The organism is Ruminococcus sp. AF17-22AC (assembly GCF_003460065.1).
Lineage (GTDB): Bacteria > Bacillota > Clostridia > Lachnospirales > Lachnospiraceae > Blautia_A.
In genome coordinates, this window is sequence record NZ_QRXT01000012.1 from 1 (window position 1) to 16,528 (window position 16,528).

10 protein-coding genes are annotated in these 16,528 nt (G+C 42.7%); 8 read left to right on the forward strand and 2 right to left on the reverse strand.

The annotated features are described in order from the left end of the window. Window positions 1–258 precede the first annotated feature (258 nt). The 5 genes from DWW86_RS14095 to DWW86_RS14115 all read left to right on the forward strand — a co-directional run bounded on the left by DWW86_RS14095 (window position 259) and on the right by DWW86_RS14115 (window position 9,125). A complete protein-coding gene (locus DWW86_RS14095; RefSeq protein WP_044925124.1) occupies window positions 259–717 on the forward strand; it encodes an Hsp20/alpha crystallin family protein in 459 nt (152 codons plus the stop codon). Window positions 718–880: 163 nt separating this feature from the next. Continuing rightward, window positions 881–1,333, forward strand: coding sequence for an Hsp20/alpha crystallin family protein (locus DWW86_RS14100; protein ID WP_072522282.1), 453 nt, complete (start codon window positions 881–883; stop codon window positions 1,331–1,333). A 368-nt stretch (window positions 1,334–1,701) separates the two neighbouring features. After that, on the forward strand, window positions 1,702–4,053 hold the full coding sequence (locus DWW86_RS14105; protein WP_117943753.1) for a LuxR C-terminal-related transcriptional regulator: 2,352 nt from the start codon (window positions 1,702–1,704) through the stop codon (window positions 4,051–4,053). 25 nt (window positions 4,054–4,078) lie between these two features. Then, on the forward strand, window positions 4,079–7,219 hold the full coding sequence (locus tag DWW86_RS14110; RefSeq protein WP_117943754.1) for a hypothetical protein: 3,141 nt from the start codon (window positions 4,079–4,081) through the stop codon (window positions 7,217–7,219). Between the two features lie 157 nt (window positions 7,220–7,376). Beyond that, window positions 7,377–9,125, forward strand: coding sequence for an ABC transporter ATP-binding protein (locus DWW86_RS14115; RefSeq protein ID WP_117943755.1), 1,749 nt, complete (start codon window positions 7,377–7,379; stop codon window positions 9,123–9,125). Between the two features lie 8 nt (window positions 9,126–9,133). Here DWW86_RS14115 and thrH read toward each other — a convergent pair whose 3' ends face one another. After that, entirely contained in the window at window positions 9,134–9,739 is a 606-nt protein-coding gene (gene thrH, locus DWW86_RS14120; RefSeq protein ID WP_072522278.1) for a bifunctional phosphoserine phosphatase/homoserine phosphotransferase ThrH, read from the reverse strand. A gap of 225 nt (window positions 9,740–9,964) precedes the next feature. Here thrH and DWW86_RS14125 point away from each other — a divergent pair, with 225 nt between their 5' ends. Then, window positions 9,965–10,837: a DMT family transporter gene (locus DWW86_RS14125; protein WP_117943756.1), complete on the forward strand. Its 873-nt coding sequence runs from the start codon at window positions 9,965–9,967 to the stop codon at window positions 10,835–10,837. A 110-nt stretch (window positions 10,838–10,947) separates the two neighbouring features. Next, window positions 10,948–12,105: an FprA family A-type flavoprotein gene (locus tag DWW86_RS14130; protein ID WP_117943757.1), complete on the forward strand. Its 1,158-nt coding sequence runs from the start codon at window positions 10,948–10,950 to the stop codon at window positions 12,103–12,105. A 111-nt stretch (window positions 12,106–12,216) separates the two neighbouring features. On the opposite strand, the gene DWW86_RS14135 is transcribed toward DWW86_RS14130, so the two are convergent. Beyond that, on the reverse strand, window positions 12,217–13,884 hold the full coding sequence (locus tag DWW86_RS14135) for an alpha-glucosidase (protein WP_117943758.1): 1,668 nt from the start codon (window positions 13,882–13,884) through the stop codon (window positions 12,217–12,219). A 243-nt stretch (window positions 13,885–14,127) separates the two neighbouring features. On the opposite strand from DWW86_RS14135, the gene feoB reads away from it, so the two are divergent. Then, window positions 14,128–16,491 carry a ferrous iron transport protein B gene (feoB, locus tag DWW86_RS14140; protein ID WP_117943759.1) on the forward strand — a complete coding sequence of 788 codons (2,364 nt, stop codon included), beginning with the start codon at window positions 14,128–14,130 and terminating at the stop codon, window positions 16,489–16,491. The last annotated feature ends 37 nt before the right edge of the window (window positions 16,492–16,528 follow it).

The window sequence follows — 16,528 nt, forward strand, 5'->3', positions numbered from 1 at the left end:
CCCAGTTCCTAATGTAGAGCAAAACAGACTAAAGGTGGAAGTTAGTTTTTCATTTAAGGATTCACAAAATCTTCACAAAAAATTAGCACTCACCTCTTGACAATGCTAACAATGTGTGTTATATTACAGCTAGAACAAAGGAAGAGAGATAAAGAGCTAAGAAGATGAAAGAAAATCTCTTAGATATCACTCATACCAACCGGGTTCCGAATAAAAACTTATTTCAATATAGATTATTAAAAAAGGGAGAGATGACTTATGTTAATGCCTAGTATTTTTGGAGAAAACTTATTTGATGATTTCTTTACACCGTTCTATTACGATGACAAAGATGAGAAGAAAGCAGAAAAGAAACTTTATGGACACAGAGCACAGAATCTTCTGAGAACAGATATCAAAGAAACCAAGGAAGGTTATGAACTGGTTATTGATGTACCTGGATTTAAGAAAGATGAAGTAAAGGTAGCACTGAAAGATGGTTATCTGACCGTCAGTGCAGCCAAAGGTCTTGATGAAGAAGAGGATGACAAGAAGACAGGACGTTACATCAGACGTGAACGTTATGCAGGAGCCTGCGAGAGAAGCTTCTATGTTGGCGAAGATGTCACACAGGAAGATATCAAAGGTGAATACAAACACGGTATCCTGAAACTGTTTGTTCCGAAGAAAGAAGCAAAACCAGTTTCCAACGATCCGAAGTATATTACCATTGAATAATCGATGGCTAACTGATTTGACAGAATTTCGGCAGATAATATCTGACAGGTAAAAGTTTATGGTACTGCCCGAAGACTTCGGGCGGTGCCGTTAAATATAGATTTGAAGGCAACAGCCGCAAGGCTTAAATATAGATTTTTTATCATAAAAGGAGAGATGACTTATGTTGATGCCTAGTATTTTTGGAGAAAACTTATTTGATGATGATTGGATGAACTTCCCGTTTAACGATGAGTTTTGGGGCAAGAAAAATCCACTTTATGGTAAACATGCACAGAACATGATGAAAACAGATATCCGTGAGACCGACGGCAGCTATGAACTTGATGTAGATCTTCCTGGATTTAAGAAAGATGAGATTAAGGTTCAGCTGAAAGACGGCTACCTGACACTGGCAGCAGCCAAAGGTCTGGATAAAGATGAAAAAGATAAAGAAGGTAACTACATCAGACGCGAACGTTATGCAGGAACCTTAAGCAGAAGCTTCTATGTTGGCGATGCTGTCAGCGAAGAAGATATTCATGCAAAATACGAAGACGGTATTCTGAAACTTTCTGTTCCGAAGAAAGCACCGAAAGCCGTTGAAAAAAATGGTTACATTGCAATCGAAGGTTAACCTTCCAATGCTTATTCTCCCCATATATGTCCGGGATCCGTAAGGATCCCGGCTTTTTTTGTGTAATAGGAAATTACTCCGTAATGTTCCTATTACACAAAAACGCTCCGCGAGGATGCGACCAGATGCATGTGGAATATGTCTGCTAAAGCAGACTGCATCTGGCGCGCAAAGCGTAACAAGTCCTTCAAAGATTGAGGGATTCAGGGAGTTTGAAGCGGACTTGTCCGCTTTGTTCTGTAATGAAAAAATGTCACCATAATCACGTAAAAACAAAAAACTATCCTTTCGGATAGTTCCATAAAGAAAAATACTCTGCTACAATAAAGATACACTACATAAAATCTGAAAATCAAGAGGAGGGGAGTATGAAGAAAAACATTCAATCTGTAAGCGAAACCTACATATGCCCGAAAAAAGCAGGGTATAAATTCCGCTCAGCCCGGAAATTTCATACTCCACTTTATCTTTATGGAGTGACTGGTATTGGGAAGACTGCATTGATTTTAAATAATGTTAATATGAAGAAATGTAGTTATTACAGTGCTACAACGATTCTTGCAGATGAGATCAATATAGAAAAGAAAACTACTGAGCACACTGTTGTGATCGATGATCTCCAGTCACTTGCGGATTCTTCCCAAAAAGAAGCTTATTTTGAAAAAATAAAAGAACTGCTCGGCAGAGAAGACATATGGCTGATCCTGATTTCACGGTGTCCGTTCCCACGCTGGCTGCTGCCACTTCGTGCAAAATATATCTTTGTAGAAATCGAAGAAGAAGATTTTCTTTTTTCTCTTGATGAGCAGATTGCATACATAGAGCAGTTCGGACTTGAACTTCCGCATGAACAACATCAGGCGGCATGGAGTATAGGTGGCGGAAATCCATTGTCACTGTTCTTTTATGTTATGGAAAATTGTAATCTGGAGCGGACGATTAAGCGTCAGTGGGATTATCTGGAGGTTCATGTATATGATCAGTGGGATCTGCAGCTTCAGGAATTTTTTATGGATGTTTCAATCGTAGAAGAATTTACAGTTCAGCTTGCAACAATGCTGACCGGCAGGCGTGATGTAGAAAAGTTGATCTCACAGGCTGAAGAAACAGGAAATTTCTTTGAAATATGTGGTACAAACGGAATCTGGAGATGCCGCTGGCCGATGCGTAAATCTATGCAGCAGAGACTTCGCAGACGCAAAACCGCAGAACAGATCGAGCGTCTATATTACAGTGCAGGGTTATATTATGAGATTAACGACCAGATTCCGGAAGCGCTTGATATGTATGAAAAATATAATGATATGGATAGCATTTCAAGACTTCTGACTGCAAATGCAAGAAAAAATCCTTCCAGTGGGCATTACTTTGAGCTTCGCAGATATTACCTGGAACTTCCGGACAATATTGTGGAAAACAGTCCTGTTCTTATGGCGGGGCTCAGTTTATTGCAGTCAATGTTGATGAATATCGAAGAAAGCGATCGTTGGTATCACGCATTGGAAAAATATGCAGAGGAACATACGGGAAGCGAGAAGCGGGAGGCAAGAAGCCGCCTTCTTTATCTGAAAATTGCATTGCCACATACGGGAAGTACCGGACTGATCGATATTTTCAAGAATGCGGATCTGTTACTGCGCGACCGAAAAGCAGTACTTCCAGAGTTTTCTGTTACGAGTAATCTTCCGTCTCTGATGAATGGAGGAAAAGATTTCTGTGAATGGAGCAAACATGACAAAGAACTTGCGCGCGGGATCGGCATACCGGTAGCATTTGTTCTTGGCCAATATGGCAAAGGTCTTGTTCCGATGGCACTCGCAGAAAGTTATCTGGAAAAGGGACAGGATATTTTTGAGATTTTTTCGCTTGCAGAAAAAGGAAAAATGGAGACAGACAGCGGCGGCAAGCTGGAAATGTTTTTTGTCGGTGTCGGTCTGCTTGCATGGCTTTCGGTTTTAAACAGAGATGCAGAAGGTGCAGAAAAAACGTTGCTGAGTTTTCGGGAACGGGCAAGGAAAGATGCACCGAATCTGCTTCCTAATATAGATACTTTTTTATGCCGTGTGCATTTATACATGGGAAAAGATGTGGCAGACTGGATGTCACAGGCACCGGATGAGAGCAGAGAATTTTGTACCATGGATCGTTTCCGTTATCTGACGAAAGTAAGAATCTACATACAGAGGGGGCAGTATCAGGCTGCGTATTGTCTGATTCAGCAGATTCTGTATTATGCAAAGCTGATGAAACGAACTTACATATATATGGAAGCAACGCTTCTTCTGGCAATCGTACAATACCGAATGAATCAGCCAGCGTGGAAAGAAACGCTGCAGGAGTGCATAAGCAGGGCAGAAGAGTACCATTTCGTACGGGTTCTGACCAGAGAAGGTTTGGTGCTGATGCAGATGCTTGAAAAAGAAAAATTTATCTGGCAGGATGCAGAGTACAAAAATCAGGTTCTGACAGAATGCCGGCAGATGGCAGAAGCATATCCGTCTTATCTTATGGAAGAAGTAGAAGAGCAGATCTCTTTAAGTACCAATGCAGTCAAAATACTGAAATTACAGGCAGAAGGCATGGCGTCAGCGGCTATAGCCCAAAGCATGAAACTTTCGGAAGCGACAGTGAAATACCACTGTCGGGAAACATACCGTAAATTAGGCGTTAAAAATAAAACAGCAGCAATCGCGGAAGCGCGAAAAAGAAAATTAATCTGAATATTATCAGACAGGAGGAAGAACAATGAAGAAACAGGTATTCAGTGTATTGCTTACACTTTGCATGGCTTCATCAACTATGCCGGCAACAGTGTTTGGAGCAGAAGCGGGAAGTGTGGCAGTTAAGGCGGAAGTATCACAGCAGGATGATTCTGCAAAAGATGCTAAAGAAGCCGGTAGCAGTGAGGCAAAAGTTGAAACTCCGGCGGGAGATACAGCAAAAGAAGATACAGCAAAAGAAGATACAGCAAAAGAAAATACAACAAAAGAAGATACAACGAAAGAAGATTCAGTTTCCGGGGCAGAAGAGGACACACCAAAGGAAGAGAAAGTAACAGAAGAGAAATCAGAGGAAGAAACACCAGAAGACGAAACGAAAAAAGAAGAAGCACCCGAATCAGAGAATACACAGAAGAACGAAACGGTACAGGATGCGGATGAGCAGAAACAGGCAGAAGCGGCAGCACAGAACGCTGACGAGAAAAATGCAAAAGACATCGCGGTACAGGCAAATGAGGGCGAGAAAGATGTTGAGAGTAAGACAGACTTAGAGAATGCATTGAATGACGATAACATTCATACAATCAATATCACGGGCAATATCAGGTATACAGATCCTTTAACCACGAGTAAAAGGATTGTAGTAAAAAACGGATCAACTTTCACATGGGGTGCTTATCAGGATACATTTAATGCGCCTCTGGAAATTGAAAGTGGAGCTACTTTTGCAGTCAGTGCATTTGATTTTATGTCAAAGGCTATTATGAGCGGTTCAGTCACCAATAATGGTACGATCAATGTAACCGGCAGAGGAGAATGTTTCTGGAATGCGACAGTGACAGGCACAGGAAGTTTCGGGGCAACAACGGAGGATACATATATCAGATATGGCACTGTATCGACGGATAAGCTGACAGGTTCATATAGGATCAACATTTTGGATGATCAGAGTGTATATCCGACAGTAGCGCTTCCGACAACGATGTATGTAGGAGATACGATCACACCAACATTTACAAATATTATCGGAGGTGTTGATCTGGCAAGTGTTTTTACCTTCAAATGGCAAGATGGAAATTCCTTTGAAAGATATGATAAAGCAGTAAGTCCAAAGCTGACAAAGGCAGGAACATTGAAACTGAATGTCAGTGTAAAAAAACCTTATGCCATGCAAACAAGTGGAAACAGTTCGCCGGGAAGCCTGGATGCACAAGGAACAGTAACCCAAAAGCTTCTGAATATCGTCTACGTAGATGCAAATAATGGTAATAACAATAATCTCGGAGACACCACGACCAGTGCATTAAAAACTGTCGGCAAGGCAATAGATCATGTGGCTGAGGGCGGAACAATCATCTTACTGAGTGATTGCAGCAGTTCGGCCGTAATTGAAAAAAGTGTTACCATAAGAAGTGCTGATGGAAATAAATTTACATTCAATCCTTCCTATATTTATGTATATAAAAGCGTGAATTTTGCGTCTGTGAATTTTGAAGGACTGACAGTCAGCAAAGCAGCGGGCAATATCGGAAATATTGCATTTAACAACTGTACCGGAACAATTTCAAGTATTGCGGATAGTATTGCAAACGTCACGGTGGAAAATTCTGCACTTGGCACAACAGCGGATGGGGTATTAAGCGCAGCCAATACTTTGACATTAAATAATTCCTCGTTTTCCGGAAAATTCCAGACCAATAACTTTGTTTCGACAGGAAATAATACATTAAACATTGTAAAAAATCGCCCGAGCCGTATCAATGGAAGTATCACGATCGCAGATCCGATTACTATTCAGGTGAATGCGGATGACTTTACAAAAGGATTAAAAGTACTTGAAATTCCGGAAGGTACCGGAGATACTGTCCAGGATAAGGTGCAGCTTACAGAGGCACAGAAACAGAACGGACTTTATAAGCTGAAAGGCCAGAAACAGTATAATGGCACATATATCATTGTTTCACAGAGAGCTGACGCAGCCGGCAAGATTGCTGTGGCGAATGAGCCGTTTATCAACCAGGAAGTAGGAGAACCTTACGGAAATCTATCGACAGCCCCGAACCTTTATGGAAAAAGTGCCGAATGGAGTGGATTCAGCAACACAGCCGAAAAGAAATGGATGGCGGACGATATTCCGGAGTTGACGGTTGTCCTGAAAACAGGATCAGATATGCATTTTGACAGCACTTTTGATCCGCAGAAGATGAGTGTACATACATGGCCGGACACTACAGACTGGGATTATATTCCGAATGACGAAAATAAACATTCAAATGTTGAGATTCTGGTAAAAGACGGACAGGGTGCCAGTGCAGACGGAACGACATTTACGTTTACAGTCCGCTATCCGAAGGTGGAACGGCTTGATCAGACAATTACAGTGGACACTACAGCAAGGAACGCATATTGCAATGATGCACTGGAGGCACGCGAGGCTACTGCAAAGACAGAACTTTCCTATGAGAGCAGCGATCCGACTGTAGCAACGGTAGATCCAAAGACCGGAGCTATCACAGCACTGAAACCGGGAACGACGCAAATCATTATAAGAGCGGCACAGTCAGATCTGTACAAAGAAGCTGTATCTGGTTACGAGCTTATCGTAGACCATGCACCGGTTACGGCACCGACGGTAATCACCGGGCTTATTTATAATGGCAAGGCACAGAAACTGGTAAATCCGGGCAGTACGGCAGAAGGAAAGATGATGTATAAAGTCGGCGATGGCGAATGGAGTGAAGAAATACCGGAAGCGACAGAGGCCGGAGAATACACAGTTTCCTACAAAGTAGTTAGAGCCGAAGGGCATGGAGAAACAGATGTACAGCAGCTCAAAGTAACAATTGCACCTGCAAAAAAGGATGATTCAAAGAAGGATGATTCAAAGGGCAACACCGGAAATAAATCAGATGGAAAAGATGATACATCGGATACAAATAAGACCGGTGACACAAATAATACCAACCAAAACAGCAATACAAATACGACTTCTGTGACGAATACAAATAAAACATCCGGTACACAGAGCTCAGCTGTGAAAAACAGCACGACCGTATCCGCAGTAAAAACAGGCGATACGACCGACATTTTAGGTTATATCGGCGCAGCTTTCATAGCACTTGCAGCCGCAGCCGGAATCTTCTTTATCAGAAAAAAAGACAGATAATAGCTGAATCAGGGGCAGGACCATACGGTTCCTGCCTCTTATCTATGACATGAACCCCATTATCTTGTATTTTTTACATCATCTGTGCTAAGATGAGTGTCAGAAAGTGAGTGAAATCAATATGAAACAATAGAAAATAAAAGACAGGAGAAAAAAGATGAATCGAAAAGATTTCAAAAACAAAAGTGAAATGCAGATATTTCTGTCATATTTCAAACCTCACAGGAAACTGTTTTTTCTGGATATGGCATGTGCACTGGGAATTGCGATGATCGATCTGGCATTTCCATTTATTTCCAGATGGTGTATGTACAAACTTTTGCCGGATAATGCGTGGAGAACATTCTGGACCGTCATGGCAATCGTATTTTGTGCATACATTCTGCGGTCTGTTTTTACCTATATTATTACTTACTGGGGACACACGTTTGGTGTCCGGATAGAAACAGATTTTCGACGTGACTTATTTCAGCATATTCAGGAGCTGAGTTACTCGTATTTTGACAATGCCCGCGTGGGACAGTTAATGAGTCGGCTCACATCGGAACTATTTGATATTACGGAGTTTGCACATCATGCACCGGAAGATATTTTTATTTCAACAGTAACGATCATTGGCGCGCTGATCATTATGTTTACGATCCAGTGGAAACTGGCGCTGGTGATCGCGGTGACAATTCCGATTTTTCTTGTGATCGTGTGGAAATGCCGTTTTTCCATGCAGAATGCATCCCGCAATGTAAAAAAAGAAATGGCAGCGATCAATACGGATTTTGAATCCGGACTTTCCGGCCTTCGTACGGCGAAAGCTTTTGCAAATGAGGAAAAAGAACTCGACAAATTTGATTCTGCAAATTTGAGCTACCGTGATTCAAAAGCGGATTTTTATCGGGCAATGGGAATGTTTAATTCCGTAATGGAATTTTTCATGTGTATTCTTTCAGCAATCGTGATTGCGGTCGGCGGTGCACTGATCATGTCAGATCAGTTGAACATCATTGACCTGATCACATTCAGTTTGTATGTGTCTACTTTTGTAAATCCGGTACGTAACCTTTCAACGACGGTGGAACTGATTGCGAACGGAACAGCCAGTCTGCACAGATTTGTAGAACTGATGCGGACAGAACCGGGACTTAAGGATGCACCGGATGCCACGGAGTTTCAGAATGTCAGAGGACAGATCGATATAGATCATGTCGGATTTGCTTATGAGGGAGATCAGACAGTACTTAAGGATGTTTCCCTTCATATAAAACCGGGTGAGACGATTGCGTTTGTAGGATCTTCCGGTGGCGGAAAAACTACGCTCAGTCAGTTGATTCCGCGATTTTATGATGTGACTGACGGAAGTATTTCCATTGATGGAATAGATGTAAGAAAGGCTACACAGGAATCGCTGCACAGAAATATCGGTGTTGTGCAGCAGGAAGTTTTCCTTTTTGCAGACAGTATTGCGGAGAACATCCGTTATGGAAAACTCGATGCGACAATGAATGAAATCATACAGGCGGCAAAGATGGCAGAAATTTATGACGATATTATGGAAATGCCGAAAGGATTTGATACAAATGTCGGAGAAAGAGGCGCACTTCTTTCCGGTGGACAGAAACAAAGAATTTCAATTGCACGTATTTTTCTGAAAAATCCGCCGATTCTGATTCTGGATGAGGCAACTTCTGCGCTGGACAGTGTGACAGAGGCAAAAATCCAGGAAACATTTGAGAAACTTGCAGTCGGAAGAACGACGATTATCATAGCCCACAGACTTTCTACAGTCAAGAGTGCGGATGACATCGTGGTTATCGAACAGGGACAGATTGTTGAAAAAGGATCGCACAACGAACTGATGCAAAAAGAAGGGGTATATGCATCACTGGTTCATACACAGGAATTAAAAAAGTAATCGGGGGATTAACCCTCGATTACTTTTTTGATTGCGTCATAAAGTTCGTCGTATGTTTCATATGCCGGAATTTCAGGATATTCGGCTTTGATCGCATCGGTGCTCTTAAAGAGAAATCCTGCCTTGCTTGCCTGGATCATGCCGAGGTCATTGTGGCTGTCACCGCTTGCAATGGTATCATATCCAATGGACTGCAGTGCTTTTACGGTTGTGTATTTGGATTTTTCACAGCGCATTTTAAAGTCTGTGATCTCGCCGTTGTCTGCGACTACGAGAGAGTTGCAGAAGATAGTCGGATAACCGAGTTTTTTCATCAGAGGTCCGGCAAACTGTGAAAATGTATCACTGATGATGATGACCTGAGTCAGTTCGCGAAGCTTGTCCAGAAATTCTTTGGCGCCCGGGATCGGATCGATTTTGGAAATGGTTTCCTGAATCTCCTTCAGTCCAAGGCCATGTTCTTTCAAAATGTTGAGACGGTATTTCATTAGTTTATCGTAGTCCGGCTCATCTCTTGTTGTTCTTTTTAATTCCGGGATACCGGTTTCTTCTGCAAATGCGATCCAGATTTCAGGAACCAGTACGCCTTCAAGGTCTAAACAGACAATTTCCATAATTTCTCCTCCGTTCTGAGATAACTTTATTATTGTAGCATGGTACCGCGTCTCTTTAAGTGTGTATTCGTATATCATTATAACCGAAAAATATCGAAATCGCTATATAAAATTACAGAAAAGTAGATTTCCTTAATTCATTCAAAAGGAATCCTGCTTGTATCACATCGGCAGTTAGTGATATGATAAACAGGAAGAAATAATGAGAGGCTTGGTGAAATAGAAATGAAACAGGAAAATTATATAAAAGGAATGGTTATGATCATTCTGTCGGCATTTTTCTTTGCGTGCATGAATGTCAGTGTGCGTCTGGCGGGAGATCTGCCATCCATTCAGAAAAGCTTTTTCCGTAATCTGGTGGCGGCAATTTTTGCAGCGATCATTTTAGGCAAAAATCATATTGTACCAAAGGTGCAGAAACAGTACTGGGGTGCGCTGCTCCTTCGCTGCGCGTTCGGCACACTGGGAATCCTCTGTAACTTTTATGCGATCGACCATCTGCTTGTTGCCGATGCTTCGATCCTGAACAAATTGTCCCCGTTTTTTGCAATCATTTTTTCTTTTCTGATTTTGAAAGAAAAGATTACTCCGGTGCAGGGAACCTGCGTGCTGCTGGCATTTATCGGATGCCTTTTTGTGGTAAAACCGGGATTTCAGAATGCAGCGTTGATTCCTGCGCTGATCGGAGTCTGCGGAGGACTTGGAGCAGGAATTGCATATACAATGGTGCGCGTGCTGGGAACACATGGAGTAAAAGGTCCGATCATTGTATTTTACTTTTCTGCATTTTCATGCCTGTTTGTGCTTCCGTATCTGATTTTTGATTATACTCCGATGACAGGAAAACAGCTTGTGACGCTTCTGATGGCGGGCCTTTTTGCAGCAGGCGGTCAGTTTACGATCACAGCAGCATATACGTATGCACCGGCAGGTAAGATTTCTATTTTTGATTATTCGCAGATCATATTCGCGACACTTCTGGGATTTCTCCTGTTTGGTGAAATTCCGGATTGCTATAGTTTCATAGGATATGGTCTGATCATTCTGGCATCACTGGGGATGTTTGTTTATAACATGAAGGTTATAAAATGTCGATAATAAAAAGGTCCCTATTGATTTCGGGTAAGGGAGCGGATATAATGTGGACAGAAATGAAAATGTTTTAAAATAACACAAAATCCGGATCAATAAGGAGGTACATTGTTAAGATGAAAATCGGAAATGATATTTATTATGTAGGTGTAAATGACCATCAGGTCGATCTGTTTGAGGGACAGTATGAGGTGCCGAACGGCATGTCCTATAACTCTTATGTGATCAAAGATGAAAAGATCGCAGTTATGGATACCGTAGATGCAAACTTCACTGAAGAATGGCTTGGAAATGTTGCCAAAGTCCTGGATGGAGCAAAGCCGGATTATCTGGTTGTACAGCATATGGAGCCGGATCATGCGGCAAACATTGAAAACTTCATGAAAGCATATCCGGATACGACTGTTGTTGCAAATACAAAGACTTTTACCATGATGGAAAATTTCTTCAGAGGTATGGATCTGGAAGGCAAAAAACTGGTTGTTGCTAACGGAGAGAGTCTGACACTGGGCAAACATGTCCTGACATTTGTATTTGCACCGATGGTTCACTGGCCGGAAGTTATGGTTACATATGACAGCACGGACAAAGTTCTGTTTTCCGCAGACGGATTTGGTAAATTCGGTGCTCTTGATGTAGAGGAAGACTGGGATTGCGAAGCCCGTCGTTATTATATCGGTATTGTTGGTAAATACGGTGCACAGGTGCAGAAACTTCTCAAAGCAGCTGCAACTCTGGACATTCAGACGATCTGCCCGCTGCATGGACCGATCCTGACTGAAAATCTGGCACATTACATTGAGAAATATGACATCTGGTCCTCTTACAAGGTTGAGAGTGAAGGTGTTGTGATCGCATATTCATCTGTTTATGGAAATACAAAGAAAGCCGTAGAAGTTCTGGCACAGAAGCTGGAAGAGAAAGGCTGCCCGAAAGTTTCCGTATTTGATCTTGCAAGAGATGATATGGCAGAAGCTGTTGAAGAGGCATTTCGCTATGGTAAACTGGTTCTTGCCACAATCACCTACAATGCCGATATCTTTCCGTTCATGAAAACATACATCGACCATCTGACAGAAAGAAACTATCAGAACCGTACGATCGGTCTGATTGAGAATGGAAGCTGGGCTCCGAATGCTGCCAAAGTTATGAAAGCAGAATTTGAAAAGAGCAAAAACATTACATGGCTTGATACCACAGTTAAGATCATGTCTTCCTTAAGTGAAGAAAACATCAAAGAACTTGATCAGATGGCAGAAGAGCTTTGCAAATAAAATAAAGAAATCCCCACAGGATATGAGGCGCTGAAACTTTAAAGAATTTCAGTATACATATCCCTGTGGGGATTTTTTACTGTATGAAATCAGATAAACAAAAAATTTGGTTTACAGTTCGATTACAACCGCCTGGTAATTATCAAGAATTACAGAGTCGTCGCTGATGTTCAGCTGAGGATAATTGTTGAGCAGAACTTTGCGGCATGCAGACGGCAGTTTTACAGTCTGAGGCTCTTTCTGGAAATTGCCGAGTACAAGGAGGGTTTTGTCTCCTTTACGATAGTAAGACATCAGGTTGTGCTGCTCTTCGAGATAAGGAATCAGTTCGCCATAAACAATGGTTTCTTTATATTCCGGATTTTTACGCAGTGCAATCAGTTCTTTATAGAAAGAAAGAAGAGAATCCGGATCGTTTTCCTGTGAAGCTACATTGATCTCTTTATAATTCGGGTTGAGCGGAAGCCATGGATTTCCACTGGTAAATCCGGCATTGGCGCTGTCGTTCCACTGAACCGGTGTACGGGCATTGTCACGGCTGTATCTGGAGATGCAGGACAGTGCCTCCTTTTCGTTCAGACCGGCATTTTTGGCAACATGATATTCATCGATTGTGCTGATATCATCGACCTGATCGATGGACTGGAAGTGCAGGTTTTCCATACCGATCTCCTGTCCCTGATAGATAAACGGCAGGCCACGGAGCATAAAATACATTGTTGCAAGAAGTTTCTTACTGTGGAGAGAAAGGTCTCCGTCCGGGATGTAGTGGCTGACACCACGCGGTTCATCATGGTTTTCTATAATATTGGAAAGATAACCGATATCCCCGACACGCTGCTGGGAGTGGAAACAGCATTCCTTATAATCGTCCGGAGTGATGATTTTGCGGTCATACCAGCCGTTCGGGCTTCCTCCGAAAATAGTTGTTGAGAAGTCAAACATGCTGGAAAAATATCCACCGTCTCCGATGAAATCCGGAAGCTCTTCGTCTTTTTCATCAAATACTTCACCTACGGAAAAAGCATTGTGCGGGCCAAAGGTGCGCGCCTGCATTTCGCTTAAGAATTCACCGATTCCGGTAGCTTCTTTCAACATATTCTGAATGCTGGAAAGGCCGTCCGGACGATCGACGGGATAGTCTGCAAATGGAAATTTCTTCTTGATATTAATGATCGCATCGATACGGAAACCGCTGACACCGCGATCCAGCCACCAGTTGATATTTTTGTATATTTCTTCACGAACCTCTGGATTTTCCCAGTTCAGATCTGGCTGTTTCCTGTGGAAAACGTGCAGATACTGTTTGTCCGGATGCCCCGGCAGAGTTTCCCAGACAGGACCACCGAAGTAACTGCGCCAGTTGCATGGCAGTTCGCCTTCTTTTTTGTCGGTAATGTAGAAGAAATTGCCGTATTTTCCGTCCGGATCTTCGCAGGCTTTTTGGAACCACTCATGTTCATCAGAACAGTGGTTTACTACGAGATCCAGAAGAATATACATATCACGTTTCTTTGCCTCGGCAAGAAGACGGTCCATGTCTTCCAGTGTTCCGAAAACAGGATTGATGTTGTAATAATCAGAGATGTCGTATCCCTGATCGGCAAAAGGAGACGGATAGCATGGGGAAATCCATACAATGTCGACACCCAGAGCTTTCAGATAGTCTAATTTTTCTATAATTCCCGGGATATCCCCGATTCCGTCACCGTTTGAGTCATAAAAACTCTTTGGATAAATTTGATAGGCAACTTTTTCATGCCACCATTTTTTTTCCATAATAAAGTCCTCCTCAGTTTATATCGTGAATCTATTATAAGCTCTTTTGAGACGAAAGTGTTATAAAAATATATTTATATCTCTGATAAAAAATGAAGTAGATATATAAGGAAGAAAATTCTCAGGAAATTCTATTGACAATTTTTCTCATTTGGCATACCGTTAATCTGTATATAATGATAAAAAATATCAATAAAACAAAGAATCAGACAAAAACAGGAAAAGACAGAAAGGAAAGTCGATATGACATCATTACGTGAACTTCCGATTGGAAAGACTGCAACAATACGTTCTGTCGGTGGAGAGGGAGCATTGCGGCAGCATTTTCTGGATATGGGACTGATCCCGAAGGGCGAAGTGACCATGGTGAAATATGCGCCGATGGGCGATCCGATGGAACTTCGTATCCACAGTTATGAACTGACGCTGCGACTTGCAGATGCAGAAAAGATAGAGATAGAGAATATACGCGACGCTGTTAGTGTACCGGACAGCAGGGCGTTACATAAAAATAATACAGCGAGGACAATTCCGCATCCTGGACTTGGTGAAGGCGGAAAATACCACAAAAAAGAGACGGAGCATCCGCTTCCGGACAATGAAATTCTTACGTTCGCGCTTGCAGGAAACCAGAACTGCGGTAAAACCACATTATTTAATCAGCTGACTGGCTCCAGCCAGCATGTCGGAAACTTTCCGGGCGTTACCGTAGACAGAAAAGATGGAAATATTCGTGGAAAAAGCAATACGCTGGTCACTGACCTGCCGGGTATTTACTCCATGTCACCGTATTCCAGCGAGGAGATCGTAACACGAAATTTTGTGCTTGATGAACATCCAAAAGGAATCATCAACATTGTAGATGCGACGAATATTGAGAGAAATCTGTATCTGACGATGCAGTTGATGGAACTGGATATTCCGATGGTTCTTGCGCTGAATATGATGGATGAGGTGCGGGAAAACGGCGGTTCCATTCTGGTCAATCAGATGGAGGATATGCTGGGAATCCCGGTCATCCCGATTTCTGCGGCAAAGAATGAAGGAATTGATGAACTGGTACAGCATGCCATTCATGTGGCAAAATATCAGGAACGTCCGCAGCCAATTGATTTCTGTGATGTAAATGAAGACGGTGGTGCGGTACATCGGTGCCTTCATGCAATCATGCATCTGATCGAGGATCACGCGAAGGCAGCCGGAATTCCGGTACGTTTTGCAGCAGCGAAGCTTGCCGAAGGCGATTCGCTGATTATGGAAAGTCTGAAACTGGACCAGAATGAAAAAGAGACACTGGAACATATCGTTAAACAGATGGAAAAAGAGCGTGGACTTGACCGTGCAGCAGCTATTGCCCATATGCGTTTTGATTTCATCGAGAAAGTCTGTGATGAAACAGTCGTAAAGCCAAAAGAAAGCAAAGAACACCTGAGGAGTATGAAGATTGACCGCATTCTGACAGGAAAATATACGGCAATTCCGTGCTTTATCGGAATCATGGGACTTGTTTTCTTCCTGACTTTCAGCGTGATTGGTGCATTTTTGCAGAATCTTCTTGAGATGGGCATCACGGCACTGGGTAATATTGTAGATCAGTGGATGAGGGCGGCCGGTGTCAATGATGTGATTCATTCGCTTGTTATGGATGGAGTTTTTAACGGCGTCGGAAGTGTTTTAAGTTTTCTTCCGGTTATCGTGACGTTGTTTTTCTTCTTATCGTTGCTGGAAGACAGCGGATATATGGCGCGTGTTGCATTTGTAATGGACAAGCTGCTGCGAAAGATCGGTCTTTCCGGAAGAAGTATTGTTCCGATGCTGGTCGGATTCGGCTGTACTGTTCCGGGTGTTATGGCAAGCCGTACACTTCCGTCGGAACGTGACCGTAAGATGACGATCCTGCTGACTCCGTTTATGAGCTGTTCGGCAAAGCTTCCAATCTATGCATTTTTTACGGCAGCGTTTTTCCCGAAACATGGAGCGCTTGTAATGATTGCTCTGTACTTTGGCGGGATTTTGATGGGAATCCTGATGGCACTTCTGATGCGGAGAACGTTGTTCAGTGGAGAAGCAGTGCCGTTCGTTATGGAACTTCCGAATTACCGTATGCCGGGTGCAAAGAATGTCGGACATTTGCTCTGGGACAAAGCGAAAGATTTTCTGCAGAGAGCATTTACTGTTATATTTATGGCAACCCTGGTGATCTGGTTCCTGCAGACTTTTGATGTGCATTTCAGCATTGTGACTGATTCAAAAGACAGTATTCTTGCGATGGTGGCAAGTGTGATTGCACCGATTTTCAAACCAATGGGATTCGGTGACTGGCGAATCTCTACAGCATTGATTACCGGATTTATGGCAAAAGAAAGTGTGGTATCGACGCTTTCCGTTTTATTTGGAAGCACTGCGACTTTACTGGGCTGTATTACGCCTTTGGCTGCCGCAAGCCTGCTTGCATTTTGCCTTCTGTATACCCCATGTGTTGCTGCAATTGCATCGGTCAAAAGAGAACTCGGTGGCAAATGGGCAGTCGGGGTTGTGATCGGACAGTGCGTGATCGCATGGGCAGTTGCATTTGTAGTGCATCTGGTCGGAGGGTTTTTCTTCTGATAGTTGATCGTATTGATGGAAATTCCCGGGAGAGCAG

Bases quoted from the DNA above. Each gene is read 5' to 3' on its own strand.
- DWW86_RS14095 (WP_044925124.1), top strand. From the start codon at position 259: ATGTTAATGCCTAGTATTTTTGGAGAAAACTTATTTGATGATTTCTTT.
- DWW86_RS14100 (WP_072522282.1), top strand. From the start codon at position 881: ATGTTGATGCCTAGTATTTTTGGAGAAAACTTATTTGATGATGATTGG.
- DWW86_RS14105 (WP_117943753.1), top strand. From the start codon at position 1,702: ATGAAGAAAAACATTCAATCTGTAAGCGAAACCTACATATGCCCGAAA.
- DWW86_RS14110 (WP_117943754.1), top strand. From the start codon at position 4,079: ATGAAGAAACAGGTATTCAGTGTATTGCTTACACTTTGCATGGCTTCA.
- DWW86_RS14115 (WP_117943755.1), top strand. From the start codon at position 7,377: ATGAATCGAAAAGATTTCAAAAACAAAAGTGAAATGCAGATATTTCTG.
- thrH (WP_072522278.1), bottom strand. From the start codon at position 9,739: ATGGAAATTGTCTGTTTAGACCTTGAAGGCGTACTGGTTCCTGAAATC.
- DWW86_RS14125 (WP_117943756.1), top strand. From the start codon at position 9,965: ATGAAACAGGAAAATTATATAAAAGGAATGGTTATGATCATTCTGTCG.
- DWW86_RS14130 (WP_117943757.1), top strand. From the start codon at position 10,948: ATGAAAATCGGAAATGATATTTATTATGTAGGTGTAAATGACCATCAG.
- DWW86_RS14135 (WP_117943758.1), bottom strand. From the start codon at position 13,884: ATGGAAAAAAAATGGTGGCATGAAAAAGTTGCCTATCAAATTTATCCA.
- feoB (WP_117943759.1), top strand. From the start codon at position 14,128: ATGACATCATTACGTGAACTTCCGATTGGAAAGACTGCAACAATACGT.